Here is a 25,634-nt window from a genome sequence, read left to right as displayed (position 1 = left end):
GGCTGACAAAATGAGCTGTTTAAATAGGCGCTTGGTGAGCAATAAAATACGGAAATAATAGTCCATGCCAAATTTAATTCGGATAGAAAGCAAAAGTTATAGGTGTGTGATTTTGTAGTTATTTAATTTGATAACATATATTTACGAGTAGTGAAGGAGTGATTAAATAGCAGTGCAGAAATAGCGAAGTGGTATGTGGAGTATGGGGCGAAATATTATTTCGTGACTGGTGCGAAGCTATCAGCTACTTATCTTACACAGCAGTCACTCTAAAAGCGTGAGGCAACAGAGATAGGGAACGGCTTAGGGTAAAGCGTTAAACAGCGCTGTAAGCGAGTTCATCAACTTCCTTTGCAGATCTGTGCTGTTTGATGATCTCTCGTGCAGTGCGTGTGCACTTACCACAGCAGCTACCCAGCGATAACGATTTGTTCAGATCAGAGACGCTCGTAGCGCCTTCATCGAGGGCATTTTTAATTTGTGAATCAGTTACTGCGTTACAAATACAAATATACATGATGATAGAACCTGATATGCTAAAACCTATATGTTATTAAGATTGATAATAATTCTCATGTAGATTTAAAGCAAGCTTTGGTCGAATTTTAATCCTAACGTATGACTTTTGCCGCGCATCGTTTTAAGCTTCATGTGTTTTATAAACTTAAGTAAAGTCTGCCGGAGGGTCTTATGCAGGGTGATAAGCAGGTGATAAGTATGCTCAACAAGGTTTTGACGGCTGAGCTGACATCTATTAATCAGTTTTTTTTGCATGCTCGTATGTATAAGCACTGGGGACTGGATGAGTTGAATGAAAAGTCCTATAAAAAATCTATCAAAGATATGAAGCAGGCTGATGCCCTGATCGAGCGAATTTTGTTCCTTGAAGGATTGCCTAATCTTCAGCATCTTGAGCGGTTACGGATTGGCGAGCATACCGCTGAGATGCTGCAATGCGATCTGGATTTTGAGATGGAGCAATTGGCGCTGCTTCGTCAAGCCATTGCGTTGTGTGAAACCCAATCTGACTATGTTAGCCGTTATATGCTGGAAGAGATTCTTGAAGCCGAAGAAGGGCATCTCGATTGGATTGAGGCGCAGCAGCATCTGATTAGCCAGATGAGTATCGCAAATTATCTACAGAGCAAGCTTTAACCGGGCGGAGAGAAGATATGAAAGGTAATCAACGTGTTATTGACGGCTTGAACTCGTTGCTGGCAATGGAACTGGCGGCCATGGATCAGTACTTTATCCACTCACGCATGTACGATGACTGGGGGTTAAGCAAACTGTTTGTGCGTATCGATCATGAAGTCGAAGATGAAAAGGGGCATGCCGCGTTACTGATTGAGCGTATGCTTTTTCTCGAAGGCATACCTGATATGGTGACGCGAGAAGGTTTAAAAATCGGTTCTGATGTTGCCGAGATGATAGAAAGCGATCTGCGTATTGAATATACCGTGGCCGATCAGCTCAAAGCAGTGATTAAAATCTGTGAAGAAGAGCAGGATTATCAGTCTCGGGAGATTCTTGAGAAGCTGTTGGAAGATACAGAGGTTGATCATGCCTATTGGCTTGAGCAGCAATTGGGCCTTATTAAGATGATTGGGCTGGAAAACTACCTGCAGTCGCAGATGTAACTTATTCTTTGTCAGATGATCGATAAAAGCGGCCATTTCTCGGAAAGGGAGCCGCTTTTTAGTTAGCTTCTTTTGTGCATGAGTATAGAGGTAGCTCGAGTAGAGGAGTGCCTCTGGTATCCATGAGTGCTGAGGCTTTTTGTCGATGCTTTACGTAATCTGGTGAATAATTGGTACCCTATGCAGATTGAAAATAGTAAGAATTGGATTGTTTTATGACGCTGGACCGTATCAATCGAAAGATTCTTGCAGTGCTTCAAAAAGAAGCACGCATCACTAATCAGGATCTGGCGGAAAGGGTAAGCCTCTCCCCGAGTTCCTGTTTACATCGGGTGAAAAAATTAGAAGAAGAAGGATTGATCGGTCCGTATCTGACTGTGCTAAATCTGCCAAAATTATGTCGCAGTGTCACGGTGATTGCGACCGTCAGTTTAAAGGATCAGAGCACTGAGGCGTTTCGTCTGTTTCGTCAGGCAGCCCAAGGTATTCCTGAAGTCGTTGAGTGTGATACGGTGAGTGGTGTCTTTGATTTTTTTCTTAAAATAGTGGCACCAGACATGCTGAGATATAACGCCATTAATGACCGATTACTCGATCTGATACCCGGGCAAATTAATATTAGCAGTCATGTTGTCCTTGAAAGCGGCAAGCCCTTTCGTGGTTACCCGCTGGATCAGTTGTTGGATGATTAGTAAATCAAGCCTATCAGGTGACAGGCTTGATGGGTGTTAAATAGGCTATCCGATTCAGCTGTTAATTAACGGCAGCAATGACAGAGATTTCTACCAGCAGCTCAGGAGAAGCCATCTTCGCCTCTACACAAGCGCGGGCAGGGGCTTTGCCTTCCTCAACCCATGCATCCCAAACACTGTTCATCTCGGCAAACAGGCTCATATCTTTCAGGTAGATAGTGGCTGACAGGATACTTTCTTTTGAACTGCCGACAGACTCCAGCAGAGAAACAACTTTTGCCAGCATGGTCTGTGTTTGTTGTGTAATACCCGCGGTGCGATCTTCTGCTACCTGGCCACAAAGATAAACGGTTTTGTTATGTACCACTGCGCGGCTCATGCGGACGCCGGTTTCATAGCGAGTGATCGACATTGTTTGTATACCTTTAGTTAGTTAAAAGTGAGTTAAAGAAGATTCAAAAGTTCGTTCAAAGCGCTCATGAAAAAGCAGCTTTTGATAAATCGTATCTGATAGACAATAGTAATATATGTCTATCAGGAGATTTTCATTTTTTTTGAGTTTATTCAGCCAAATCCGCTTTTTCGTCAAGGCTCAGCAACCCAAGTGACCAAGTTGCACTTGTAGATATTTTCCCATTGATGGTCAATTTTGAAGATAAGAATCAGCGCTGGGTTTTGCATGTCGCAAACACGTTGCTTCCTATATTAATGAATTTCTACAAGTTAACGGGCAGTGGGCTTATCTGCTTCATCCAACGATTTTTCAAGTTAAGGCAGACTGTATTTTAATCATAGTCTAATCATATATGATTGTATATTTATCATATATGATTTATTGTTTGGTTTTTATGCGGAGATACTTATGAATAAGTCTATAGAAATATCAGCAACTACTTACTCACGATTAGAAGCGCTGGCTGAGGGGTTTGATACTCCGGAATCAGTGATTATTCGCTTGCTGGATAAAATGGATGGAAATACAGATACAAAACCAACGCTAGCGTTTTATCCTAGCGATGAGCAGCAGTTTAAGCTCAGGCTGATTGAAACCAAAGAAGCTGAAGTTGTGATTTACAAGGTTGATGGGAGCAGAGAGATCAGCAGATGGAAAGCCAATCGCTTAAGTGAATCTTCTAATTTAAGAGGAAACCTTTGGTCTGGATTTTTAAGAGGATGGAGAGGCAAAGGAATAAAGAGTGTCGAGCTTACTATTTTGCCAAAAGCTTTAAATGTACCCAATGATGATATCGCGCAAAGAAAGGCTTTAGCGTTGTCACTTGGCTTAACATACGATGAGATCTGCGGCTTGGATTATGAAGTATCGGAGAATACTGGTGATGATGGCCTTTTATATAACTACATCATTCAGTTCAGTGAAGATTGTAATAGAGACACACTGGCAAAAATAGATGGGTTAGATGAGAACTTATCGATCAGTGTTGATAGCGCCACTTTTCAAAATTGAGTAAATGCCGTCAGGTAGTAAATAATAAGGCTGCGTGTAAATTATATGCTTGTGCAATCAAGCTGTCGGTTTCGATGATAGAGTAAAAAATAAAAAAACCGGGCTTTCACCCGGTGACAGAAGAGCGACAACTAATCAAGAGATTTCCTGCAAGTCAGGTTTGTTGGAAGGGATAAACAGAGCCTAGATCTAAGATCTGTGTAAGTTCATCCAGTGCACGCCGAGATTCCAGCAGTAGTTGTGGATCGGCTAGGTCTGCTTCTGTGATACGGTCGCGGTAATGTTGCTCAACCCATTGAATCAGATGAGAATAAAGTGCTGCACTCATCAGGGTGTTCGGGTTACACGCAGCTTGTTCCTGTTCATTAAGTACCACGCGTAAGCGCAGGCATGCAGGCCCGCCGCCGTTGCTCATGCTCTGTTTCAGATCGAAGACTTTCAACTCGTTAATCGGTGAATCACCGTCGCGTAGTTCAGTTAGGTAATCCCAGACAGCGGGTATTTGCTGGCATTCTTCAGGAATAGCAATCACGGTTTTGCCTTTGATAGAAAGTAGCTGGCTGTTGAACAGATAGCTTTTTACGGCATTTTCAACAGAGACGCGTGCACTGGGCACTTCAATCACAGTGAACTGATTGTTCATGGCAGCAGTGAGCTGTTTCAGCACTTTGGCTTGATTTAAAAAGGCTTCCTGATGGCAGAACATCAGGTCACGGTTACCCACCGCAATAACATCGTTATGGAATACGCCTTTATCGATCACATCCGGGTTCTGTTGAGCATAAACGACCCCTTTATCCTGCAAACCATGTAAACGCGCTACGGCTGCAGATGCCTCGTAAGTATGACGGGCAGGGTAGCGAACCGGTGCAGGCTTGCTGCTATCAAATGCATAACGGCCATAGACGAAGAATTCAACACCGGCGTGGCCATACTCATGGCAGAAACGCGTATGGTTTGCTGCACCTTCATCACCAAAGTGTTCTACACCCGGTAGTGCCTGGTGATGAGAGAAATAGCGCTCATCACTGAAGGTCGCTTTAAGAATACGGCCGGTTACTTCATGCTCAATGGAACGATGAAATTTATTGGTCAGGTTTGCTGGCGTAAAATGGACTTTGCCATCGGTCGTGTCAGCACTGGGTGATACGGTGGCGGCATTGGCTGTCCACATGCTGGAAGCCGAGCAGCAGGCTGCCAGGATTTTAGGTGCTTGCTGTCTGGCGGCTTGAAGAACGTCAGCATCCGTGCCGGTAAAACCAAGGCGGCGCAGCGTATTGAGGTCAGGGCGTTCTTGTGGCGCAAGGACTCCCTGCGTCATACCGGCATCGTGCAGGACTTTCATTTTAGCTAAGCCCTGTAGTGCTGCTTGTTTCGGGTTTGATGCCTGGGCAGAGTGGCTCTGTGAAGCAACGTTGCCAAATGATAGGCCAGCGTAGTTGTGTGTTGGTCCGACCAGCCCATCAAAATTGGCTTCTACCGCATTTATAGTGGATGTCATCTCAATCTCCATTGGGCTTAGTTGAGTGTCAGGCCTGGGGATAGCGTGTCTGGCAATGAAAGATGATCTGCTTCAATGCCGGCAACAGGATAAGCGCAGTAGTCTGCGGCATAATAGGCGCTGGCGCGGTGGTTACCACTGGCACCAATGCCGCCAAATGGTGCCGCGCTGCTGGCACCTGTTAGTTGCTTGTTCCAGTTGACGATGCCGGCACGGATATGGCGATAAAAGTGATCGAAGTGTTGGGCATTATCGCTGAACAGACCGGCAGATAAGCCAAACTGCGTAGCATTCGCCTGACGGATAGCGTCATCGAAATCAGTGTAACGGATCACTTTTAACAGCGGGCCAAAGTGTTCGTCATCGGGCATGTTTTTAACGGCTGTTACGTCGATCAAGCCCGGTGACAGCAGTCCGGTGCCTGCTTTTATTTTTTCCAGTTTGAGTAGCGAAGTAGCCCCCATGTCCAGTAGTTGTTGCTGTACGGCGACCATGCCATCGGCGGCCGCTTCAGAGATAAGGCTACCCATGAAAGGAGCCGGTTCATCAAACTGACCACCTACCCTAATCTGGCTGACGGCTGTTTTGAGCTGCTCAAGGAACTGATCGCCGCTTGCGTTTAACGGTACAAATAAGCGACGAGCACAGGTGCAGCGTTGGCCTGAGGTGATATAAGCAGATTGAATGGTTTCGTGTACGGCCGCTTTAATGTCACTGATCTCATCGATGATCAGTGGGTTGTTACCGCCCATTTCCAGTGCGAGAATTTTTCCCGGATGACCCGCAAATTGTTCGTGGAGCAGATGGCCGGTGCGCGAGCTGCCGGTGAAGAAAAGTCCATCAATATCCGGGGTCGATGCCAGGGCTATTCCGGTCTCTTTTTCGCCTTGAACCAGGTTGATCACACCGGCAGGTAAACCTGATTTTTCCCACAGTGAGGTCATCAGTTCAGCTACTTTAGGCGTGAGTTCACTTGGCTTGAAAATAACCGTATTGCCTGCCAGTAAAGCCGGAACGATGTGGCCATTAGGTAAGTGAGCCGGGAAGTTGTAAGGGCCGAAAATAGCCACAACACCGTGAGGCTTATGACGCAGCACAGCCGTTGCTCCGGCCATATCACTGCTGCGCTCGCCAGTACGTTCGATGGACGCTTTGATTGAGATCTCGATTTTACCAATAACGGCAGCGGCTTCGGTTTGTGTCTCCCAGAAAGGCTTGCCGGTTTCTTCTGCGATGGTGCGCGCCAATAGCATCTTATTTTCGCTTAGCTGTTCAGCATAACGGCGAACCTGTTCGCAACGTTGTTCGAAACTTAGATTTGCCCATCCGGCACTGGCAGTCCTCGCTGCAGAGACTGCAGAGGATACCTGTTCTGCACTGGCTGCCTGGCCTGTCCAGATGACTTCGCCGGTTGTTGGGTTAACGGAGTTAAAGACTTTGCCCTGGCCTGCCAGCCACTGGCCGTTAATGAAGAGTGATGCCGTCATATTAAAATCTCCTTCCTGAGGACAGTCGAACGATGCGAACAGTCGTGCCCTCAATAATGTTCAGTGCAGAGGCCACGTCTGGCGTTATATTAATTAAGTTATTACCCGCTCGTGTCAGCATCGACATGCAGCAACGAAATTGGCAAAGCTCGGTGGTGCTGATGAGATAAAGCTCACCTTCAGCTTCACCCTTAGCGGGTGTGTCAGTGATATGTACTTTGACATACCGACTTTCCTGAATAGCACGTATATCGTTAACGCGTGCTTCCAGGGTCGGGCCTCCATCAAAAATATCGACATAGCCGGTATAGCGCATCCCTTCGTTCTCTAACAAACGGCGCGCAGGCGTGGTCGCCTCATGGGTTTTGCCAATTGACCCCTGCGCTTCCTTAGATAACAGATTGGTATAGATGGTGTTTTTGGGCATCAGCTCGGCAATAAATACTTTGCCCATTGACGAAATTTTATCGGCTTCCGCAAAGTCCAAAGAGAAGAAGTGTCGGCCCAGACCTTCCCAGAATGGGGAGACACCTTTGTCGTCTGAATAACCACGCATCTCCGCAATCAGGTGTTCATTAAATCGTTGTGGAAACTCAGCCATAAACATGAAGCGAGATTTCGACAGCAGCGAGCCTTGCTTGCTGTGGCGTGCTTCGGGTGTTAAAAACAGCGTGCAGAGTTCGGAGTACCCGGTATGGTCATTGGTGATCGTCAGGGTACTGATTTGGTTATAGACCTTTAATTCGCGAGAAGCATGAACCAGTGTGCCTACCCGGTAGTTATACCAGGGATCGGTTAAACCAACCGCTGATTCGATTCCACATATGCCCACCACTTCATGTGTGTCTGTATCTTCCATGACAAACAGGTAGAGGGCCTCTTCTGGGGGGGGGGTGGCAGTAAAAGGGATGAGAGCTGCTTCAAGTTTAGCGGCGACCTGCTCATCATTGTCTTGCAATGAAGTGAATCCAGGCCCGGTTTTGCGTGCCAGTTCCCGCAGGGCTTTGTAATCATTTGCCTGAATAGGGCGAACTACCATCATAATTGTACTTTCTCCTGTATGTGGTTAAAGGCGAATGATACGAACCTTATCGCCACTGCTAAGGAGTAACGCTTCGGCTACCTCTGAGGTAATGACGGGGTGTTGAGGATCAAGTGAGGTTATCAGACAACGGAAGTTTTCGCGTCCCAGATTACTGATCAGCACATCGACTGGTTGCTCAGTTGCATCTGTGTTGCCAATTTTCACTTCGGTTAGTCGATTCTGTGCGACCGTGTGAATATCCCGGGTGCGTGCTTCGAGCGTAGGCCCCGCATCAAAAATATCGACATAGCGGCGATAGCTGAAGCCCTCTGCTTCGAGCAGGGTTTTAACCTCTGCCATATCAGGGCGGGGTTGGCCCAATGCTGCCTGGGCTTCCGCACTTAAGAGCGGCACATAAACCGGATAGTGGGGCATCAGATCGGCAATAAAACCTTTTGAATTAATGCCGGTTAAATAGTTAGCTTTGTTGAAGTCCATATTGAAAAAGTGCCGTCCCAGACATTCCCAAAAAGGAGAACGATTTTCGCTGTCGGCGACACCTTGTAGCTCGGCAATTAATTTGTTTGCAAAGCGCTCCGGATATTGGGCGATGAATAGCATCCGGCAGCGAGACAGGAGGTTCAGATTTGCTGTCGTGCGATGTGCTTTATCCAGAAACAGCGTACATAACCGCGCTGAACCGGTGTAATCCTGGCATAAATGTAATGCAGGAATACGGTTGTGGATCTGCAGTTCATTGGACGCATGCACGACATCATCAACCCGATAGCTATAAAAGGGTGTATTCATGCCGACACTTGCATCAACACCGCAGACACCGACTATTTCACCATTGGTTTGATCTTCTAAGGCAAAATGGTAGCTCTCATCAGAATATTGCGTCACCTCCTTGCGTAACGACTGTCGAGTACGGTTAATCAACTCATTCAGATGATCACGGTTGGCAGGCAATGTGGTCATGCGGCCACCAGAGATAACCGCCAAACGTTCCAGGCCTTGCAGGTCGGCAAATGTAAGAGGGCGAATTAACAGCATCTATTATTGCTCCTTTAGCCAGCTAAGGTCATCGGCGCTAGCCAGTTTCATGAGCAGTAAAGCGCTTAAGCGAGCACGCTCTGATAAACTACTGACAAACATATATTCATCACTGGAATGGATCTTTCCACCCTGTACGCCCAACGTGTCGATATTAGGAATACCCGCTGCTGCCAGATTGTTGCCATCACAGCAGCCGCCAGTAGCAACCCAATTGATGCTCATTCCAAGATCTGCGCCGCATTCTTTTGCCAGTTCAAATAGCTTTTGGTTAGCACCACTGAGTACTTTGGGTTTGCGCCCAAAACCGCCGTGCAATGTGGCATTGATACCATCACGTTGGTTGAGTTCTGCTATCAATTCTTCGATGTTTTGCGTGCACCATGCTTCATCTTCCGGGCGCTCTAAACGGATGTTGAAACGTGACAAACACAGATCAGGAACGACATTGACGGCACCGCCACCCTCGATAAAACCAGGGTTGATCGTAACGCCCCCGCGCTGTCCGTTGAGATCATCTAAAGCTGAAATGAAATCACACATGGCACGGATCGCATTGCGTCCAAGGTGATGCTCACGGCCTGCATGAGCTGCTTTGCCTCGCACCACAATGCTGAAGTTACCGCTACCTTTGCGAGCGCCGGCAAGCGTGCCATCGGGCATACAAGGCTCGTAAATCATACCCAGATCAACGCGGGTCGCTGCATCTGCAATTAAGGGTGCTGAGCCGGGAGAGCCGATCTCTTCATCGGGATTGAACAGAATCTCCCAACCAATGTTATTTGCCCAAGGGCTGCGTTCTAAGGCTTCAATGGCTTTAAGCATGACCATTAATCCTCCTTTCAAGTCGGCAACACCGGGGCCGTTTAAGGTATTGTCGTCCAGCCAGGTGATATCCTGAAAAGAGGAGTCTGCAGGAAATACGGTATCCATATGACCGCAGAAAAATATCTGTAGTGGTGCTTCAGGGCGTTTGCGAATGCGCAGTGCATCCCCTAAGGGGGCATGGGACACGACTCCTGAAGCATTGACAAATTCGAAGGGCGCGACAGGAATCACCTCTGGGATACCGCCAAGAGCTTCGCAGTACTGCGCTAGCTTTTGACGAACACGATTCACGCCGGCTGTATTAAGCGAGCCTGAGTTTATCAAAGCAAGTTGAATGGTTTTCTCCAGCATCTCATCTTGTTGCGAATCCAGCCAGTTCAGCCATGGTGTGTAGTCGTGAGCCATACTTGAGTCCTTTTGTCTGATTTGACCATTATTGGTGAAAACATTAAAAGAATCTGTTGAGTATGCGACCTGATTTTCAGATTTCTAAATTATTTATCGTGTCATCACCACGGTGGTGATGCAAAGCGCTCAACCAGAAAGTCCAGTAAAGCGCGTACGGCGGGCGATAAATGCCGGCGAAAGACTTGAGAGAATAATACAGTCTGTGTGCGAAGAGGCCGCCTGGGTAGAACGTGTATTCACGCGTCTTCTGGTTAGGAGGGATTACCGTACAACGCGTTTTTTATCTATCAGAGCTCGAAAAAGAGGCCTTCCTGTTTCAGCATTGCCTGAATAGAACTGCGATTGAGTAAGGTTCTCAGCAACTGTTGAAGCTTTGGATAATCTTGTGCCCGTCTTTCGTAGCGGCGACTCCAGTAGGCAATCATAAAAAGATGAAAGTCAGCACCACTTAATGTATCTCCCAGTATCCAGGGGCCTTTCTCGTGAAGGTCTTTTTCGATAACTTGCCAACAGCGTTCAAGCTCTTGAGAAGCTTTTGCTTGTAGCGAGTGTTGACCTGCTGTGTTATCACAGTAATGTTCGGGATGTGCCCAGCGGTTGGCGGCCTCTTGCAGAGTATTCGACATCCAGATGAGTGATTGGTAGTAACGGCCTCTTTGCGGTGACGTTGTGAGAGGGGATAAGCCTGATTCAGGGTGTTGATCCAGTAGGTATATAAGAATGGCGGCCGATTCATAAATAATATGGCCATCATGTAGCAGAGTGGGCACCTTGCCGTTTGGGTTAATGGCGAGATACTCAGGTGTTTTTTGCATCTGGCGAGTAAGGTCTATTTCAACAAGCTGATAATCAACGCCAAGTTCTTCCAACATTGCGTGAGTAGCCATGTTGGCACCGCCTCGATCCCAATAGAGAGTATAGATAAGGTACCTCCTGTCGAATTACTATTAGAAATGATTATACATAAACAAGCATCATCGTTTGTCTATTAATCTGAACAGATGCAGGCGCTTTAATAGTTAAGAAGCTGACTTGATGGTATGTCTACCAGACAAAATAGCTGCACTGTCTTCATCAGAAGAGATCACTTTTTCTTGCCTGTGAAGTATACTTCTGCTCCCCCTTTCAATAGCGTTTTTTTATTTTGGTCACTATCATGCCGAGAGCTTCAGAACTTAGAAAAGGTCATGTTGTAGAAATCAGCGGAACACTCTATCGAGTCCTGTATGTTGATGTGCGTAGCCCATCATCAAGAGGTGCGCAGACGCTTTATAAAGTGCGCTTTAATCAATTACCACAGGGTGGTAAGCGCGAAGAAACTTATACTGGAGACGATGTTATTACTTCAGTGGCGCTTGAACGGCGTCAGGTATCGCTACTTTATCGTGAGGGTAATGTTTACACCTTCATGGATCAGGATGACTACAGCCAGTACAGTGTCGAGGAGCCAATTATCAGTGAACAGCTAGCGTTTCTCAGTGATGGTTTGGGCGGTATTAATGCGATGCTGGTGGATGATCAGATCATTGGCCTGGAGCTGCCTACGACGATTGTTCTTGAAATCGTGGAATGTATACCGGGAATGCAAGCGGCTAGTGCTACAGGACGGACTAAACCAGCAAAATGTATCAACGGTTATCAGCTGCAAGTGCCTGAATATATAAAAGAAGGTGAAAAAGTGAGGATTAATACAGAAACGGGGAAATTCATTTCGCGTGATTGAGTTAATTCAGGTTTTACGGATGCTCTAAAACGACGAAAGCCCACACTAATGCGGGCTTTTCGAGCTTAACTCTGATCGGAAGATCGAGAGCGGTAAAGGTTAATCTACTGCTCTCAATTCAGCCTCAGCATTGTTATTCAACAATGCCCGAGAAGTTCTTTATACAGCTTCGATCTGGTCAGCCTGAGGACCTTTTTCGCCTTGTACTTCTACGAAACGAACTGTCTGTCCTTCGTGAAGAGTTTTGCGGCCTTCACCAACGATAGAACGGAAGTGGGCAAAAAGGTCTTTACCATTTTCACGCTCAATAAAACCAAAACCTTTCTCATCGTTGAACCACTTAACTGTTCCAGTCTGCTTGTCGGACATATTCAATATTTCTCATAAATAGTAAGTTAAAACCGGGAAGTCATAATGTCTTCAATACCGGTTGTTTTCAGATGTAGCTGATCAAAAAATCATATACATCAGAATCACAATACACAACTAATGTTAGAGATACAAGCTACTTAAGGGCAATCAAGGAGGGGAGTTAAATCAGAGATTAGGGGAGTTTGAGCGTTGCGACACTCAGGCCGCAAGATTCTTGCTTGTAAAACTGCTATACTAGGCCTCCAATCTCCCCAAAGGATTCTCTATTATGGCAGCTAAGCCTAAGAAAAAAGCAGCAACCGAAACTCATGACTCTATCGAAGAACAAACAGCGGCTTTCCTCCGTGCTGGTGGTCAGATTCAGCAAATTGCCAGCGGTGTTACTGGCCAGCAGAACCTTGCCGGGCCACGTCAGATTGTTTTGGGTAAGCCTGCGGACAAGTAATAGTCGGGATGGGCTGGTTGCGTATTAATCGAGTGCATGTTTAAACGAGTGTATCTTTGAATATGTACCGCCCTGTTTTTTTACCTCCTGTTTGACTGACAATCCTCTCCAGAAAATTCTTTTTGTCCCGTTCTGATTGCTAATAAGTGGTTGCTGAGCTTTATTCACACATCTGAAAGATGCCCGTGCTACTTATTACCTTACAAATAGCACTGGGCTTTGGTTACAAGTAGCACTGAGCTTTGGCAGATTAAGCGTTTTCCGCCATGAGTACTTTCGTTACGGCGCTTTCCAATAATGCCATACCGTCACGAATATCTTCATCGGGTATGATCAGAGAAGGTGCCATGCGCAGTACATTTGGGCCCGCCATTAAAATCATCAGTCCCTCTTCACGGGCGGCCGCCAGAAAGGACGCCGCTTTGCCATGCATGCTGTCGATTAATTCAACACCTATCAATAAGCCGTCACCACGAATCTCTTTAAAGATCTCATGTTTAGCGTTTATTTTTTGCAGTTCTTCTACAAACAATGCACGCTTATCAGCGACGCCATTCAGCAATTCGGGTTGATTGATCAGATCCAATGCGGTTTCTGCGACAGCGCAGGCCAATGGATTACCACCATAGGTGCTGCCGTGTGTGCCAAAACCGAAACTGGATGCGACTTTATTGGTTGTCAGCATAGCGCCAATGGGAAAGCCGCCTCCTAGTGCTTTAGCACTGGTCAGTATGTCGGGTTCTACCCCCATTCCCATATAGGCATACAGGTGTCCGGTTCGGCCTACGCCTGTTTGGATTTCATCGAAAACAAGCAGGGCGTTGTGTTGGTCGCATAGCTCACGTACGCCTTTGACGAATTCAGGATCTGCTGGAATAACCCCGCCTTCTCCTTGAATAGGTTCCATGACAACTGCACAGGTTTTATCTGAAATAGCGGCTTTGAGTGCTGCTAAGTCATTGAAGGGCACATGTGAAATACCACCTGGGGCAGGTTCAAAGCCTTCACGGTATTTGGCTTGTCCACCGACAGAGACCGTGAACAGTGTCCGGCCATGAAAACCTTGATAGAAGGCAATAATTTCATGCTTTTCAGGACCGACATTATCATAGGAGTATTTGCGAGCCAGCTTGAAGGCTGCTTCATTTGCTTCTGCGCCCGAGTTACAGAAAAATACTTTATCCGCAAATGTTGCATCGATTAGTTTTTTTGCCAGACGAAGCGCGGGTTCGTTGGTAAAGGTGTTGCTTAGATGCCACAGCTTATCTGATTGCTCTTTGAGTGCAGCAACCAGCGCCGGGTGCACATGGCCAAGTGCGTTGACAGCGATACCTCCAGCAAAATCGATATATTCATTATCTTCCTGATCCCATACTCGTGAACCACGGCCGCGAACTGGTACCATCTGTTGAGGGTTGTAATTGGGAACCATCACTTCATCAAAAAGTGCGCGGTTAACCGGTTGTTTCAACATGGGAGTACTACCTCATTAATAATTCGGAGCTTATGGTGGGCGTCCGTTCAGCCCAATATTAGGTCAAAGGCCAGTAACAACCAGCCTGTTGAGTTGTCTATATTCAGTATCAGTAAAAAACGTTCATGAAAACAGGCCTTTAATTTCTGTAGTGCGACATGAACTTGCGCTAAGCTGACATTTAGAAAAAAGGCTAAGGAATTAGGCTCTAAAGATCATTATTGTTAGGCTCAGATCTATTTACTAATAAGAATATGCAGAGGCAAGTCGGTTGGCAATATGGAAGCAGAGTACGCAAGAAAATAAACCCAGACCTAAAAAGTTTGGTTTTTTATTGCTGCCTAATTTTTCCCTCATTGCCTTCTCATCGGCAATAGAGCCGTTGCGGATGGCGAACTGGGTGAGTGGAGATGATCTCTACGAGACTGTCTTGGTGAGTCATGACGGTGAAGCGGTTGCCAGCAGCCTGGGTGTTGAGATTCTGGTAGATTGCAGCCTTAATGATATTCCCTCATTAGATACCGTTTTTGTCTGTGGTGCGAGTCCGATTGCCCGAACCGGCAATGAAGCCGTAATTGGCTGGTTACGACGCCAGAGCCGGGGTAGCATGGCATTGGGTGGTATCGGGACGGGCTCTTATCTGTTGGCTTGTGCGGGGCTTCTGAATAATTATAGGGCAACGATACACTGGTGGGATATCGCCAGCCTTAAAGATGAATTTCCCAATACTTTGGTAACAAATAACCTGTTTGAGATTGATGGCGCACGTTATACCTGCAGTGGCGGAACCGCTGCTATGGATATGATGTTGTTTTTGATTGCTCAAGGGCATGGTATGGAGTTGGCTGCATCGATATCCGAGCAGTTTGTTTATGAGCGTATGCGTACGTCAGAGGAGCAGCAGCGTATCCCCTTAAAGGCGCGAATTGGTGCCAGCCAGCCAAAATTGATCGAAGCGGTCACCTTGATGGAGATGAATATCGAAGAGCCCTTGTCGACAGATGATCTGGCACACCATGTCGGGGTTTCCAGGCGGCATCTTGAGCGCTTGTTTAAAAAACATTTGCAGACGGTGCCTTCTAAATATTACCTGGATCTTCGTCTGGAGCATGCGCGCCAATTATTACGCCAAAGCGATAAAACAATTTTACAGATTGGGTTAGCCTGTGGCTTTTCCAGCGCATCCTATTTTAGCACGGCTTACCGAAATCATTATGGTGTGACGCCACGAGAGGAACGAAAGCGTGAAACAGATCATAGTGGGGAGCAAAGTGCTATGGGGCGTTCTGTGTTAATGACGCCGTGAGGCGCCAGCGCGTAATATTTCTTTAACGATATGCCATGCTGCTAATTTATCAGCGAAGCTAAGCGAGGCATGTGCAGGGCTGGTAGATGGCAGGGTGATGAAAGAGATCCCGGGAGTGGTCAGCAAGTCTGGAAAATGTCGCTTAAACATTTTTGCTGCCGTTTGCCCGTTGAAGCAAATTGCCTGGATGCTCGGATTCGCTTTTAATAACCTGGCGATCTCGTTGGGTATGACGCTGTTTCGATCAATTTCACTGTCCAGGCTGCCGGGTCTGATGCATTGATGCGCAACATCCCACAGCGCAACGCCATGCCTCTGAATAATTTCTAATCGCTGTGTGTAATTCAGCTCATCATCAAATTCCAGCAGTTGCTTCATAATTTGCCAGAAAGCGTTACGAGGGTGTGCGTAATATTCTTGTTCCTGTAAAGATTTAACCCCCGGCATTGAGCCGAGAATCAAGAGCTTTGCTTGAGGCGCGACAATGGGGTTGAAGCTGGTGACGGGAGAGTTCACGATCTGTTTTTCAAACCTTAGGTGGGTGGGCTGAGGCTGCGTTTACAACTTTGCTCAAAATATTGACTGCACCACGAATAACTTTCTGGGCTTTGTGTACATCCTGATTCTGGCCAATCATGGATATATATAATGTATTGTTTTCTAGGCGGAAGCAGATCAAACGACGTTGTCCTAATTGCAAATGTGCTTCGTCGTATTTTTCTGCGATGTCATGAGTTGCCACTTTTTCAGCATCGGCTTTATCAGCATGTTTGAAAATGAGCGTAAATGCTTGCAGGGATAGCTTAAGGTAAACACTTTCTTCTTTAGTGAACGTGGTTGCGAGGGATTGACTGTTTTGCACAAGGGCGCTGCAATTTGTGCCGGCCATTCCCTCAAGTTTTCTGAGTATTTTCGACATTGTCGCTCCATTGGAGCAGGTCTTCTGCTTGTTGGCGGATCTGTTTGTGTGTAAGTGCAGGTAATGTCAGCAGCCCTAAAGACTGATCTTGTTCGAGAAAAACTGAAACTGAGTCTTTACGGGGCGCATGCAGTGAGATGTTACGTACCGGTTCGAGCTGAGGGGCTTTGCTTTTAATGGCTGCCGCCAGTTTGGCCAGGGATTTGAAAAGATTGTTACATTCCAGATCTTCCTGAGAGGTATCGATGGTATTAAATTCTTTATTCAGATGGGTGGCACCGGAAATGCCTCTTACTTGCATGGCTGCTTCGATAATAGATATTTTGGGCACATCCCGGGTTTTTCGTAGCCATTCAAATTGAGGAGAGTTGGGGTCAGGGTTGCGGTTCTTTAATTCGGTCATGGCAACGCGATGCAGGACTTCCGCCCAATCGATGTCGCTCTCTTGATTCAGAGCGGATACCACCAGATCCAAAACGTCCACCGACTTACGTGCATCGATGAAAAGAATAGGCGCCAGGATGCCTTTATCTTTCAGGTAGTTCTGGTAATCGGCCTCATTCGGACTAGCCATCAGGTCGGAACGTGTAACTGCGATAATAAAGTGTCGTTTGACAATGTAGTCCCAAAACTCACTCAGATAATAATCAATGTCGCGAAAAGGGTAGTTGCGTGTGTTGTCGATAAGCAGGATAAGCGCTGAAGCATCGTTCGCTAAATCGCTAACCATCAGATCCCACATGAACTTAAAACGTTCTTGTCCCGGCGTGCCATATAAATGAAGCACGCTATCCTCACCCAGGGATAACTTACCGTAGTCCATACCGACGGTCGTTGTTCTTTTTCGCTTAATAGTTGAGTCAGACACCTTAGTGTCGGTATCGACTACTTCTACATCGCTGATGGTTCTGATTGCTGTGGTCTTCCCCGAACCCGGTGAACCAACAAAAAGCACTTTATATGATTTCATGACGCACTTTTTATAAACTCCCTTTTGAGACTGTGTTTACGAGTGATATCAGCTGACAAGGTCAGAAGGCTGGTATTATCATGGAATTCGGTGAATCGACACTGAACTGAATTATAGCTTAAAAATTCCGATTGCTAGTCAGAGCGCTATAAATCTAAATAGAAAAGCCAGAAGCAATAAATTACTTCTGGCTTTTAAGTGGTTTTTCTATAGGGCAAACCCTAAGGGCAGAGAGCGTCCAGTTTTTGCTTCATCATGCCTTGTACCTGGCCTGGGTTGGCTTTGCCGCCTGATACTTTCATCACTTGTCCCATAAAGAAACCAATCATTTTTCCGCGCTTATCGGGTTCCGCAGCGACGTATTGATCAACTTGCTTTTGGTTATTAGCAATGACTTCGTCGACTATTTTTTCGATAGCGCCCGTATCGGTTACCTGTTTCAGGCCTTTTGCTTCGATAATTTCATCAGCACTACCGCCTTCTTTCCACATGGCCTCAAATACTTTCTTGGCAATGTTTCCTGAAACGGTATTATCTTTAATTCGCTGCAGCAAGCCGCCCAACTGCTCTGCCGATACAGGGCTGTCTTTGATGTCAGTATCGTGCTGATTCAAGTGCTTGGAGAGCTCCCCCATCACCCAGTTTGCGGAGAGTTTAGCGTCAGCCGATGTGGTGGCCACTGTTTCAAAAAAGTCAGATAGCGGTTTATAAGCAGATAACACGCCGGCATCATAAGATGATAATTGGTAAGTGTTGATAAAACGCGCCCGGCGGGTATCGGGTAATTCTGGCAGTGTTTTACGGATCGCGTCGATATACTCGTCATCAATGACGATAGGGAGCAGGTCCGGGCAAGGGAAGTAGCGATAATCGTTGGCTTCTTCTTTACTGCGCATTGAACGGGTTTCATCTTTGTCGGCATCGTACAGGCGGGTTTCCTGAGTAATGCGGCCACCATCTTCGAGAATATCGATCTGGCGCGCGACTTCACCCTTAATCGCTTTTTCTATAAAGCGAAAAGAGTTGATGTTTTTGGTTTCTGTGCGGTTGCCCAGAGCCTCTCCTTTGTAGCGAACAGATACATTGCAATCGCAGCGGAAAGAACCTTCTGCCATATTGCCGTCACAGATCCCCAGATTAGTCACCAGAGAGTGGATTTTTTTCACGTAGGCCACGGCTTCTTCAGCAGAGCGCATATCCGGTTCAGATACTATCTCCAGCAGTGGTGTGCCGGCGCGGTTCAGGTCGATACCTGTCATGCTGGCGAACTCTTCGTGGAGTGATTTTCCCGCGTCTTCTTCAAGATGGGCACGTGTTACGCCAATGCGTTTTGTGCTGCCATCCTCTAATTCGATATCAATGTGCCCTTCACCCACAATAGGGTAGAAAAGTTGACTGGTTTGGTAGCCTTTCGGCAAATCCGGGTAAAAATAATTCTTACGATCAAAGACAGATACCTTGCCAATTTCAGCATCAATCGCCGTACCAAACATAACGGCCATACGTAGCGCGTTTTCGTTGAAAACGGGTAGTGTACCCGGTAATGCTAAATCGACAGCGCACGCCTGGGTGTTTGGCTCCGCCCCGTAGGCAGTGCTGGCACCCGAGAAAATTTTAGTGGTTGTCGCGAGCTGAGCATGAATCTCCAGCCCGATCACTGTTTCCCATTCCATTATTCGTTATTCCTCTTAAAGACCTGCAGGCTTCAGGGTGTGCCAGTCAGTTGCCTGCTGGAATTTGTGGGCGACATTTAAAAGTTTTTCTTCAGCAAAATAGTTACCGATAATCTGTAAGCCTACCGGCAGACCATTGCTCATACCGCAGGGAATAGACATGCCGGGTAATCCTGCCAGATTTAACGATAATGTGAAGATATCTTCCATATACATTTCTACAGGGTCAGATGTCTTTTCGCCTAGCTTGAAGGCCGGCGTTGGCGTTGTTGGCCCCATGATGACATCGACTTCAGATAATACGCGCACAAAATCTTGTTGGATTAAGCGGCGGATCTGCTGCGCTTTTTTGTAGTAAGCATCATAAAACCCTTCAGAAAGGGCATAGGTGCCGACCATGATGCGACGTTTGACTTCGGTGCCAAAGCCTTCTCCGCGGGTGCGCTTATACATGTCTTCAAGATCTGTCGGATCTTCGCAGCGATAACCGTAACGTACACCGTCAAAACGGGACAGATTTGATGACGCTTCCGCTGGTGCAACGATGTAATAGGCGGGCACTGATAAGGCTGTATTTGGCAGGCTGACTTCTTTTACTGTTGCGCCTAATGCTTCATATTCTGTGACAGCGGCGCGAACCAGTGCGGCGATTTCAGGGTTCAGGCTGGCAGAGAAAAACTCTTTTGGTAAGCCAATTTTTAAACCTGCCAGTGGTGCATCCAGGTTGGCTGTGTAGTCAGGAACCGCACGCTCAACACTGGTAGAGTCGAGTGGATCCATACCTGCCATGACATTCAGCATCATAGCCGCATCTTCAGCCGTTTGAGCCATGGGGCCGCCTTGGTCTAATGAAGATGCGTAGGCAATCATGCCGTAACGGGAAACACGGCCATACGTAGGTTTAAGGCCTGTGAGGTTGCAAAATGCAGCGGGCTGGCGAATCGATCCGCCAGTATCTGTGCCGGTTGCTGCAGGCGCGAGTCCGGCGGCAATGGCTGCCGCTGAACCACCAGAAGATCCACCAGGCACATGCTGCGTATTCCAGGGGTTGCGGGATGGGCCGTAAAAGCTGGATTCATTTGACGAGCCCATAGCGAACTCATCCATATTGGTTTTACCCAGCGTCACTGAGCCTGCTGCATTAAATTTGCGGATAACTGTTGCATCATAAGGTGATATGAAATTATCCAGCATTTTTGAACCAGCGCTGGTGCGTACGCCTTGTGTGCAAAAAATATCTTTATGCGCAATTGGCAAGCCGGTCATTATGCTGGCGTTACCTGCTGCACGGCTGGCATCGGCAGCCGCGGCTTGCTGTAGTGCGAGTTCTTCAGTAACAGTAATAAAACTGTTGTATTTACTGTCTTCGTTTTTGATGCGCTGAAGATATGCCTGAGCCAGCTCAACGCTACTGAATTCGCCCTGTTGAAGCCCTTTGGCCAATCCGGCCAGTGTTTTATTTAACATCTTTATTTAGTCCTAAATCGTTCGCGGGCGCTATTATTCAATCACTTTAGGCACTAGAAACAGGCCGTTTTCTACTGCAGGTGCGGCTTGTTGAAGGTGCTCGCGCTGATTTTGCTCAGTAATGATATCCGCTCTCAGGCGCTGCACTGCATCGAGTGGATGGGCCAGTGGTTCCACATCGGAGGTGTCGATATCTTGCATCTGGCTGATAAGGTCCAGTATGTTGGACAGATTTTTTGCATATTCGGGTACATCGTTCTCATCTATTTGCAAACGCGCCAGATGGGCGATTTTTTCTACATCGGTTCTGTTTAGAGCCATGGTGATCTCGCTAACTGTCTCGGTTTTGGCGAAAAAAAGACTAACTTAACATATTTGCTCCTTGCTCTAAATGCCTGCCGTTGCTAGAGTTACGTGTTTTTAAAAATACCTCAGCTATACCTGTAACTCTTTAAGGTTTCCATTCGACATGTTCAAAAAAATACGGGGTCTGTTTTCGAGCGACCTATCAATCGATCTGGGTACAGCTAACACGCTGATTTTTGTACGTGATAAAGGCATTGTTCTTAACGAACCTTCTGTCGTTGCGATCAGACAAAGTGGTAATCAAAAGTCTGTCGCTGCTGTTGGTAAAGACGCTAAGCGCATGCTGGGCCGTACACCAGGTAATATTACAGCGATCCGTCCAATGAAAGACGGTGTTATTGCAGACTTTCATGTTACTGAAAAAATGCTGCAGTATTTTATTAGCAAAGTACATGATAATAGCTTTTTCTCGCCTAGCCCGAGAGTGCTTGTGTGTGTTCCCTGCAAATCAACGCAGGTAGAGCGACGTGCCATTAAAGAATCTGCTTTGGGTGCCGGTGCACGTGAAGTCTATCTGATTGAAGAGCCGATGGCTGCTGCGATAGGTGCTGGTTTACCTGTTGAAGAAGCCAGTGGTTCGATGGTTGTGGATATCGGCGGTGGGACTACTGAAATCGCCGTCATCTCTTTGAACGGTATTGTTTATGCAGAATCTGTGCGCATTGGTGGGGATCGCTTTGATGAAGCAATCGTTACTTATGTGCGTCGCAACTACGGTAGCCTGATCGGTGAAGCTACCGCTGAGCGTATCAAACAAGAGATTGGCTCTGCATATCCAAGTAAAGAAGTACTTGAAATCGATGTGCGCGGTCGCAATCTGGCAGAAGGTATTCCACGTAGCTTTACACTCAATAGTAATGAGATTCTGGAAGCTTTACAGGATCCACTTTCTGCTATTGTGCAGGCGGTTAAAAGTGCGCTTGAGCAATGTCCTCCTGAGTTGGCATCTGATATCGCAGAGCAAGGTATCGTGTTAACCGGTGGTGGTTCAATGTTGCGCCATATTGATCGTTTGATCAGCGAAGAAACAGGCCTTCCTGTTATTCTGGCGGAAGACCCTCTTACATGTGTAGCCCGTGGTGGTGGTCGAGCGTTGGAGTTGCTGGATAAGCACGCGTTTGAGCTGCTAACGTTCGAATAACAGCGGTTGTTGTTATGAATAGCTGTGAAACCCCTTCTTTGAGATTGAGGAGGGTGGTCGCGTGAAGCCAATATTTAAGGGCGGTATACCTCGTCTTTTTTTCATTGTTTTGGTCTTGCTTGCCATTTTATTTATAGTCAGCGACCTGAACTCTTCCCGTACTCGCGAAGCACGTAGTGTGCTCTCTCTCGTGATGACGCCTGTCCAGTGGTTGGTGGATCTGCCCACCCGTGTAGCAGATGATCTGTCTGATGTACTGGTGAGTCGTCGTTCTCTTGTCAGAGATAATATTCAGTTGCGTTCTGAAGTTATCCTGTTGGATGAGCAAGTCCAGCAAATGTCCGCACTGACGACTGAAAACTTGCGGCTTCGTGAGCTATTGAGCGGTCGTCAGCGGATTAAAAATGAGGTGCAGCTAGCCGAGTTGATTGGCGTTAATCCTGATCCCTTCCAGCATCAGATCATTTTGGGAAAAGGCCAGGAGGACGGTGTTTTCCTTGGTCAGCCTGTTTTGGATGCAAGAGGCGTGCTTGGGCAAGTCGTAGATGTATCGCACTATACCTGCCGGGTTATGCTGATTACAGATGCACGCCATGCGCTGCCGGTTGAGATTAATCGCAATGGATTTCGTGCTATTGCACTGGGTAAAGGCACATTGGATGAGCTGGAGTTAGAGCATGTTCCTGATACGGCGGATGTGCGTGTTGGTGATCTGTTGGTATCTTCTGGATTAGGAGGGCGTTTCCCGTATGGGTATCCGGTGGCGAAAGTGACCAGTGTTGTGCGTGACCCGGGGCGGCCATTTTCAATTGTAAAAGCAGTGCCTGCGGCACGCTTAGATAAAAGCCGGCATTTGTTACTGGTTGAGCCAGTGAGTGAGAATCGGGAAGAGCCCTTGCAAGACACTTTGCAAAACCCAGTGCTTCCTGAGGAAAAGAAAGCAGATGAATGAACGGCATAATGGGGGCGTGCTGATAGTTATCGGCACCTTGATCATTGGATTTATTCTAAGTCAAATGCCGTTGCCCGCCATGTTTGTTTGGTGGCGGCCTGAATGGGTTGCCATGATTGTTATTTATTGGGTCATGGCATTACCGCACCGTTTCGGCATTGGTATGGCGTGGGTATCAGGGCTGGCACTGGATGTGTTAAAGGGCAGTTTGCTTGGCATGAATGCGCTTTCACTAACGATGGTAGCATTCCTCACCTTGATACTGCATAAAAGGTTGAGAATGTATCCTTTGTGGCAGCAGGCGATGATGGTGCTGGTGCTGGTGGGTATTAATCAATTGATCTTCCACTGGATTCAATCTCTGTCCGGTAGTACCGGCGACAGTCTTATTTTTCTGTTGCCGGCTGTTGTTAGTGCGATTTTGTGGCCTTGGGTTTTTGTTATTTTAAGAGGCATACGACGGACTTTTCACGTCAATTAAATTTTCTGATTAGAGTCGCTTATGTGTGATTTGATTCTGGCTTCGGCTTCTCCCAGGCGCAAGGAGTTATTGGCACAGATAGGTGTTGTTTTTAAACAATGCAGTGTGGATATTGATGAAAGCGTCCTGCCTGGTGAGCGGCCTGAAGATTATGTGCGTCGTTTAGCCTGTGAAAAATCGCAAGCAGGATTCCAGCGCAACCCTCTCCCTAACTCTCAGCAGAGTGCAGTGTTGGGTGCAGATACGACGGTCGTTGTTGATGGCGTAATATTGGGTAAACCAGACTCTGAAGAACAGGCAGTAGAGATGCTGCAGCAATTGTCTGGCAGAACGCATCAGGTTATGACGGGTATCGCGTTGACCGGTAATGGTTATGCTAATAGCCAGGTGGTCGTGACACATGTTACTTTTAAAGCCTTGGATGTCGCGCAATGTCGCCGTTATTGGCAGACAGGGGAGCCATGCGATAAAGCCGGCGGATATGGTATTCAGGGATATGCCGCTGTATTTGTTGGCAAGATAGAAGGGAGTTATTCCAACGTTGTCGGTCTGCCATTAGCAGAAACCGCGGAACTCTTAGGTAAGGCTGGGATCAAAATTTGGCAAGTCTAATGTTTTAAAATCTAATATTTAAAAAGCTAACATTAAAAAATAGATAGGAATATTGCTGTGGCAGCAAACGTTGGAGAAGAAATCCTGATTAATTTCACCCCGATGGAAACCCGCGTTGCTGTTATTGAAAACGGGATGCCGCAGGAGATCTATGTAGAGCGTTCGGCGAAACGGGGAATAGTCGGTAATATTTATAAAGGGAAGGTCGTGCGGGTGCTGCCTGGTATGCAAGCGGCATTTATTGAAATTGGCCTTGAACGAGCCGCCTTTATTCATGTTGAGGATGTGTTACCACAGCCTGCCAATGGTGAAGAGAAAAGCAGTATATCGATTTCACAGGTGCTAAAAGAGGGACAGGCGCTGGTCGTACAGGTGACTAAAGACCCGATCGGTACTAAAGGCGCGCGTTTAACCACACATATTTCAATCCCTTCCCGCTATCTTGTTTATATGCCGGGTAACAGCCATGTGGGTATTTCGCAACGTATAGAAGATGTTGAAGAGCGCGAGCGGCTGCGTACGGCATTGCAGAACAGCGTTGCATCAGATGAGTCTGATACCGCAGGCTATATCTTAAGAACGGTGGCCGAAGGCGCTTCTGAAACAGAGCTAGTGGCCGATGTTCAGTTCTTAAGGCGTTTGTGGAAATCTATTGAAGCCGATATTAAGACCGCGGCAGTACCCTCAAATGTATATGAAGATCTACCGCTTAATATGCGTGCGTTGAGAGATATGGCACATACAGGGATGGAGCGAATTCGTATTGATTCCAAGGAAACCTTCCAGAAAGCGCAGTCCTTCTCGAAAGCGCTGGTGCCTGAAATATTTGATCACCTTGAGTATTATCCAGGTGAAAGGCCTATATTCGATCTTTATAACGTTGAAGACGAGATGCAAAGGGCGCTGGGGCGAAAAGTTGATTTAAAGTCCGGTGGCTATTTGATTTTTGATCAGACAGAAGCGATGACGACCGTTGATGTAAATACGGGTGGTTTTGTCGGTCATCGTAATCTGGAAGAGACTATTTTCAAGACCAACCTTGAAGCAGCGACTGCTATTGGCAGGCAGTTGAGACTAAGAAATTTGGGTGGCATTATTATTATTGACTTCATTGATATGGAGTTAGTTGAGCATCAGCGTCAGGTGCTGAGAACGCTTGAGCGGGTGCTTGAGCGTGATCATGCTAAGTGTAAAGTGACGGGTGTATCTGAGCTTGGGCTGGTCGAAATGACCAGAAAACGTACCCGGGAAAGTCTGGAGCATATTCTTTGCGAACCCTGTAGCCAATGTCAGGGGCGAGGTTCTATTAAAACCCCTGTCACGGTATGTTATGAAATTTTCAGGGAGATTTTACGTCAGCATCGGGCTTATGATACTGATGCTTATCTGGTGCTTGCCTCCGCCGCTGTTGTCGAATATTTAACAGATGACGCTTCAGACCATGTGGCCGAACTGGAAGCCTTTATTAATAAAACTATTCGCTTTCAGGTGGAAGCGATGTATAGCCCTGAGCAATTTGATGTTGTACTGCGATAACCGTGTTTGGTTAGTGGTATAGCGTATATTTTTCGCGTTATTTTTTCATTAATAGTACTTTCCGTAATAGTACTCTGCAAAACAGTACTCTCCGAC

The 25,634-nt window shown here is 46.8% G+C and carries 28 protein-coding genes; 12 read left to right on the top strand and 16 right to left on the bottom strand.

Annotation, left to right across the window (positions count from 1 at the left end):
* Window positions 1-316 precede the first annotated feature (316 nt).
* On the bottom strand, window positions 317-517 hold the full coding sequence (locus tag BM099_RS16205; protein WP_090729423.1) for a bacterioferritin-associated ferredoxin: 201 nt from the start codon (window positions 515-517) through the stop codon (window positions 317-319).
* A gap of 173 nt (window positions 518-690) precedes the next feature.
* Between BM099_RS16205 and bfr (BM099_RS16200) the strand changes: the two genes are divergently transcribed.
* The 3 genes from bfr (BM099_RS16200) (at window position 691) to BM099_RS16190 (ending at window position 2,332) form a co-directional block, all read left to right on the top strand.
* The gene (bfr, locus tag BM099_RS16200) at window positions 691-1,155 is read left to right on the top strand and encodes a bacterioferritin (RefSeq protein WP_090729421.1); all 465 of its coding nucleotides are present in this window, start codon (window positions 691-693) and stop codon (window positions 1,153-1,155) included.
* 17 nt (window positions 1,156-1,172) lie between these two features.
* Entirely contained in the window at window positions 1,173-1,640 is a 468-nt protein-coding gene (bfr, locus tag BM099_RS16195; protein WP_090729420.1) for a bacterioferritin, read from the top strand.
* A 215-nt stretch (window positions 1,641-1,855) separates the two neighbouring features.
* Window positions 1,856-2,332: an Lrp/AsnC family transcriptional regulator gene (locus BM099_RS16190; protein ID WP_090729418.1), complete on the top strand. Its 477-nt coding sequence runs from the start codon at window positions 1,856-1,858 to the stop codon at window positions 2,330-2,332.
* A gap of 61 nt (window positions 2,333-2,393) precedes the next feature.
* On the opposite strand, the gene BM099_RS16185 is transcribed toward BM099_RS16190, so the two are convergent.
* Entirely contained in the window at window positions 2,394-2,744 is a 351-nt protein-coding gene (locus BM099_RS16185; RefSeq protein WP_090729416.1) for a RidA family protein, read from the bottom strand.
* A gap of 450 nt (window positions 2,745-3,194) precedes the next feature.
* Between BM099_RS16185 and BM099_RS16180 the strand changes: the two genes are divergently transcribed.
* Complete coding sequence (locus BM099_RS16180; RefSeq protein WP_090729414.1) at window positions 3,195-3,797, top strand: hypothetical protein; 603 nt, start codon at window positions 3,195-3,197, stop codon at window positions 3,795-3,797.
* 154 nt (window positions 3,798-3,951) lie between these two features.
* Here BM099_RS16180 and astB read toward each other — a convergent pair whose 3' ends face one another.
* The 6 genes from astB to BM099_RS16150 form a co-directional block, all read right to left on the bottom strand.
* On the bottom strand, window positions 3,952-5,286 hold the full coding sequence (gene astB, locus BM099_RS16175) for an N-succinylarginine dihydrolase (RefSeq protein WP_090729513.1): 1,335 nt from the start codon (window positions 5,284-5,286) through the stop codon (window positions 3,952-3,954).
* Window positions 5,287-5,315: 29 nt separating this feature from the next.
* Window positions 5,316-6,785: a succinylglutamate-semialdehyde dehydrogenase gene (gene astD, locus BM099_RS16170; RefSeq protein ID WP_090729413.1), complete on the bottom strand. Its 1,470-nt coding sequence runs from the start codon at window positions 6,783-6,785 to the stop codon at window positions 5,316-5,318.
* A gap of 1 nt (window position 6,786) precedes the next feature.
* Window positions 6,787-7,827, bottom strand: a complete 1,041-nt coding sequence (gene astA, locus BM099_RS16165) for an arginine N-succinyltransferase (protein ID WP_090729411.1) — start codon at window positions 7,825-7,827, stop codon at window positions 6,787-6,789.
* 24 nt (window positions 7,828-7,851) lie between these two features.
* Entirely contained in the window at window positions 7,852-8,865 is a 1,014-nt protein-coding gene (astA, locus tag BM099_RS16160; protein ID WP_090729410.1) for an arginine N-succinyltransferase, read from the bottom strand.
* A gap of 3 nt (window positions 8,866-8,868) precedes the next feature.
* Window positions 8,869-10,098, bottom strand: a complete 1,230-nt coding sequence (locus tag BM099_RS16155; RefSeq protein WP_090729409.1) for a hydrolase — start codon at window positions 10,096-10,098, stop codon at window positions 8,869-8,871.
* A gap of 290 nt (window positions 10,099-10,388) precedes the next feature.
* Window positions 10,389-11,024: a glutathione S-transferase family protein gene (locus tag BM099_RS16150; RefSeq protein WP_090729407.1), complete on the bottom strand. Its 636-nt coding sequence runs from the start codon at window positions 11,022-11,024 to the stop codon at window positions 10,389-10,391.
* Window positions 11,025-11,257: 233 nt separating this feature from the next.
* On the opposite strand from BM099_RS16150, the gene efpL reads away from it, so the two are divergent.
* Window positions 11,258-11,824 (top strand): elongation factor P-like protein EfpL, encoded by a 567-nt coding sequence (efpL, locus tag BM099_RS16145; protein WP_090729405.1) that lies wholly within the window; start codon window positions 11,258-11,260, stop codon window positions 11,822-11,824.
* A 159-nt stretch (window positions 11,825-11,983) separates the two neighbouring features.
* Here efpL and BM099_RS16140 read toward each other — a convergent pair whose 3' ends face one another.
* The gene (locus tag BM099_RS16140; RefSeq protein ID WP_054343568.1) at window positions 11,984-12,193 is read right to left on the bottom strand and encodes a cold-shock protein; all 210 of its coding nucleotides are present in this window, start codon (window positions 12,191-12,193) and stop codon (window positions 11,984-11,986) included.
* Between the two features lie 271 nt (window positions 12,194-12,464).
* On the opposite strand from BM099_RS16140, the gene BM099_RS20485 reads away from it, so the two are divergent.
* Complete coding sequence (locus BM099_RS20485) at window positions 12,465-12,641, top strand: hypothetical protein (protein ID WP_090729403.1); 177 nt, start codon at window positions 12,465-12,467, stop codon at window positions 12,639-12,641.
* Between the two features lie 250 nt (window positions 12,642-12,891).
* Here the strand turns inward: BM099_RS20485 and BM099_RS16130 are convergent, their stop codons facing one another.
* Entirely contained in the window at window positions 12,892-14,115 is a 1,224-nt protein-coding gene (locus tag BM099_RS16130; protein ID WP_090729402.1) for an aspartate aminotransferase family protein, read from the bottom strand.
* A gap of 271 nt (window positions 14,116-14,386) precedes the next feature.
* Between BM099_RS16130 and BM099_RS16125 the strand changes: the two genes are divergently transcribed.
* Window positions 14,387-15,421 carry a GlxA family transcriptional regulator gene (locus BM099_RS16125; protein WP_232348996.1) on the top strand — a complete coding sequence of 345 codons (1,035 nt, stop codon included), beginning with the start codon at window positions 14,387-14,389 and terminating at the stop codon, window positions 15,419-15,421.
* Here the strand turns inward: BM099_RS16125 and BM099_RS16120 are convergent.
* From BM099_RS16120 to gatC, 6 genes are all read right to left on the bottom strand, one after another.
* Window positions 15,407-15,937, bottom strand: coding sequence for a DNA-deoxyinosine glycosylase (locus BM099_RS16120; RefSeq protein WP_244889952.1), 531 nt, complete (start codon window positions 15,935-15,937; stop codon window positions 15,407-15,409). The two genes, BM099_RS16125 and BM099_RS16120, sit on opposite strands and share 15 nt — an antisense overlap.
* A gap of 10 nt (window positions 15,938-15,947) precedes the next feature.
* Window positions 15,948-16,340: a hypothetical protein gene (locus BM099_RS16115; protein WP_090729399.1), complete on the bottom strand. Its 393-nt coding sequence runs from the start codon at window positions 16,338-16,340 to the stop codon at window positions 15,948-15,950.
* Entirely contained in the window at window positions 16,315-17,310 is a 996-nt protein-coding gene (locus tag BM099_RS16110; RefSeq protein WP_090729397.1) for a GTP-binding protein, read from the bottom strand. The genes BM099_RS16115 and BM099_RS16110 overlap by 26 nt, the downstream gene beginning before the upstream one ends.
* A 221-nt stretch (window positions 17,311-17,531) precedes the next feature.
* Window positions 17,532-18,983, bottom strand: a complete 1,452-nt coding sequence (gatB, locus tag BM099_RS16105; protein WP_090729395.1) for an Asp-tRNA(Asn)/Glu-tRNA(Gln) amidotransferase subunit GatB — start codon at window positions 18,981-18,983, stop codon at window positions 17,532-17,534.
* 15 nt (window positions 18,984-18,998) lie between these two features.
* Entirely contained in the window at window positions 18,999-20,450 is a 1,452-nt protein-coding gene (gene gatA / locus BM099_RS16100; RefSeq protein WP_090729393.1) for an Asp-tRNA(Asn)/Glu-tRNA(Gln) amidotransferase subunit GatA, read from the bottom strand.
* Between the two features lie 33 nt (window positions 20,451-20,483).
* The gene (gatC, locus tag BM099_RS16095; protein WP_090729392.1) at window positions 20,484-20,771 is read right to left on the bottom strand and encodes an Asp-tRNA(Asn)/Glu-tRNA(Gln) amidotransferase subunit GatC; all 288 of its coding nucleotides are present in this window, start codon (window positions 20,769-20,771) and stop codon (window positions 20,484-20,486) included.
* Between the two features lie 148 nt (window positions 20,772-20,919).
* Here gatC and BM099_RS16090 point away from each other — a divergent pair, with 148 nt between their 5' ends.
* The 5 genes from BM099_RS16090 (at window position 20,920) to rng (ending at window position 25,538) form a co-directional block, all read left to right on the top strand.
* Complete coding sequence (locus tag BM099_RS16090) at window positions 20,920-21,957, top strand: rod shape-determining protein (protein WP_090729390.1); 1,038 nt, start codon at window positions 20,920-20,922, stop codon at window positions 21,955-21,957.
* Window positions 21,958-22,018: 61 nt separating this feature from the next.
* Complete coding sequence (gene mreC / locus BM099_RS16085; protein WP_090729389.1) at window positions 22,019-22,909, top strand: rod shape-determining protein MreC; 891 nt, start codon at window positions 22,019-22,021, stop codon at window positions 22,907-22,909.
* Window positions 22,902-23,390 (top strand): rod shape-determining protein MreD, encoded by a 489-nt coding sequence (gene mreD, locus BM099_RS16080; protein WP_090729387.1) that lies wholly within the window; start codon window positions 22,902-22,904, stop codon window positions 23,388-23,390. Before mreC ends, mreD begins: the two co-directional genes overlap by 8 nt.
* Before the next feature lie 21 nt (window positions 23,391-23,411).
* Window positions 23,412-24,002 (top strand): Maf family protein, encoded by a 591-nt coding sequence (locus BM099_RS16075; protein ID WP_090729385.1) that lies wholly within the window; start codon window positions 23,412-23,414, stop codon window positions 24,000-24,002.
* Window positions 24,003-24,059: 57 nt separating this feature from the next.
* Window positions 24,060-25,538 (top strand): ribonuclease G, encoded by a 1,479-nt coding sequence (gene rng, locus BM099_RS16070; protein WP_090729383.1) that lies wholly within the window; start codon window positions 24,060-24,062, stop codon window positions 25,536-25,538.
* Window positions 25,539-25,634: the final 96 nt, after the last annotated feature.

This window comes from Neptunomonas qingdaonensis, assembly GCF_900113275.1.
In the GTDB taxonomy this organism is placed as follows: domain Bacteria; phylum Pseudomonadota; class Gammaproteobacteria; order Pseudomonadales; family Balneatricaceae; genus Neptunomonas; species Neptunomonas qingdaonensis.
This window is presented reverse-complemented; position numbering and strand designations above follow the sequence as displayed.

Bases quoted from the DNA above. Each gene is read 5' to 3' on its own strand.
- BM099_RS16205 (WP_090729423.1), bottom strand. From the start codon at position 517: ATGTATATTTGTATTTGTAACGCAGTAACTGATTCACAAATTAAAAAT.
- bfr (WP_090729421.1), top strand. From the start codon at position 691: ATGCAGGGTGATAAGCAGGTGATAAGTATGCTCAACAAGGTTTTGACG.
- bfr (WP_090729420.1), top strand. From the start codon at position 1,173: ATGAAAGGTAATCAACGTGTTATTGACGGCTTGAACTCGTTGCTGGCA.
- BM099_RS16190 (WP_090729418.1), top strand. From the start codon at position 1,856: ATGACGCTGGACCGTATCAATCGAAAGATTCTTGCAGTGCTTCAAAAA.
- BM099_RS16185 (WP_090729416.1), bottom strand. From the start codon at position 2,744: ATGTCGATCACTCGCTATGAAACCGGCGTCCGCATGAGCCGCGCAGTG.
- BM099_RS16180 (WP_090729414.1), top strand. From the start codon at position 3,195: ATGAATAAGTCTATAGAAATATCAGCAACTACTTACTCACGATTAGAA.
- astD (WP_090729413.1), bottom strand. From the start codon at position 6,785: ATGACGGCATCACTCTTCATTAACGGCCAGTGGCTGGCAGGCCAGGGC.
- astA (WP_090729411.1), bottom strand. From the start codon at position 7,827: ATGATGGTAGTTCGCCCTATTCAGGCAAATGATTACAAAGCCCTGCGG.
- astA (WP_090729410.1), bottom strand. From the start codon at position 8,865: ATGCTGTTAATTCGCCCTCTTACATTTGCCGACCTGCAAGGCCTGGAA.
- BM099_RS16155 (WP_090729409.1), bottom strand. From the start codon at position 10,098: ATGGCTCACGACTACACACCATGGCTGAACTGGCTGGATTCGCAACAA.
- efpL (WP_090729405.1), top strand. From the start codon at position 11,258: ATGCCGAGAGCTTCAGAACTTAGAAAAGGTCATGTTGTAGAAATCAGC.
- BM099_RS16140 (WP_054343568.1), bottom strand. From the start codon at position 12,193: ATGTCCGACAAGCAGACTGGAACAGTTAAGTGGTTCAACGATGAGAAA.
- BM099_RS20485 (WP_090729403.1), top strand. From the start codon at position 12,465: ATGGCAGCTAAGCCTAAGAAAAAAGCAGCAACCGAAACTCATGACTCT.
- BM099_RS16130 (WP_090729402.1), bottom strand. From the start codon at position 14,115: ATGTTGAAACAACCGGTTAACCGCGCACTTTTTGATGAAGTGATGGTT.
- BM099_RS16115 (WP_090729399.1), bottom strand. From the start codon at position 16,340: ATGTCGAAAATACTCAGAAAACTTGAGGGAATGGCCGGCACAAATTGC.
- BM099_RS16110 (WP_090729397.1), bottom strand. From the start codon at position 17,310: ATGAAATCATATAAAGTGCTTTTTGTTGGTTCACCGGGTTCGGGGAAG.
- gatB (WP_090729395.1), bottom strand. From the start codon at position 18,983: ATGGAATGGGAAACAGTGATCGGGCTGGAGATTCATGCTCAGCTCGCG.
- gatA (WP_090729393.1), bottom strand. From the start codon at position 20,450: ATGTTAAATAAAACACTGGCCGGATTGGCCAAAGGGCTTCAACAGGGC.
- gatC (WP_090729392.1), bottom strand. From the start codon at position 20,771: ATGGCTCTAAACAGAACCGATGTAGAAAAAATCGCCCATCTGGCGCGT.
- BM099_RS16090 (WP_090729390.1), top strand. From the start codon at position 20,920: ATGTTCAAAAAAATACGGGGTCTGTTTTCGAGCGACCTATCAATCGAT.
- mreD (WP_090729387.1), top strand. From the start codon at position 22,902: ATGAATGAACGGCATAATGGGGGCGTGCTGATAGTTATCGGCACCTTG.
- BM099_RS16075 (WP_090729385.1), top strand. From the start codon at position 23,412: ATGTGTGATTTGATTCTGGCTTCGGCTTCTCCCAGGCGCAAGGAGTTA.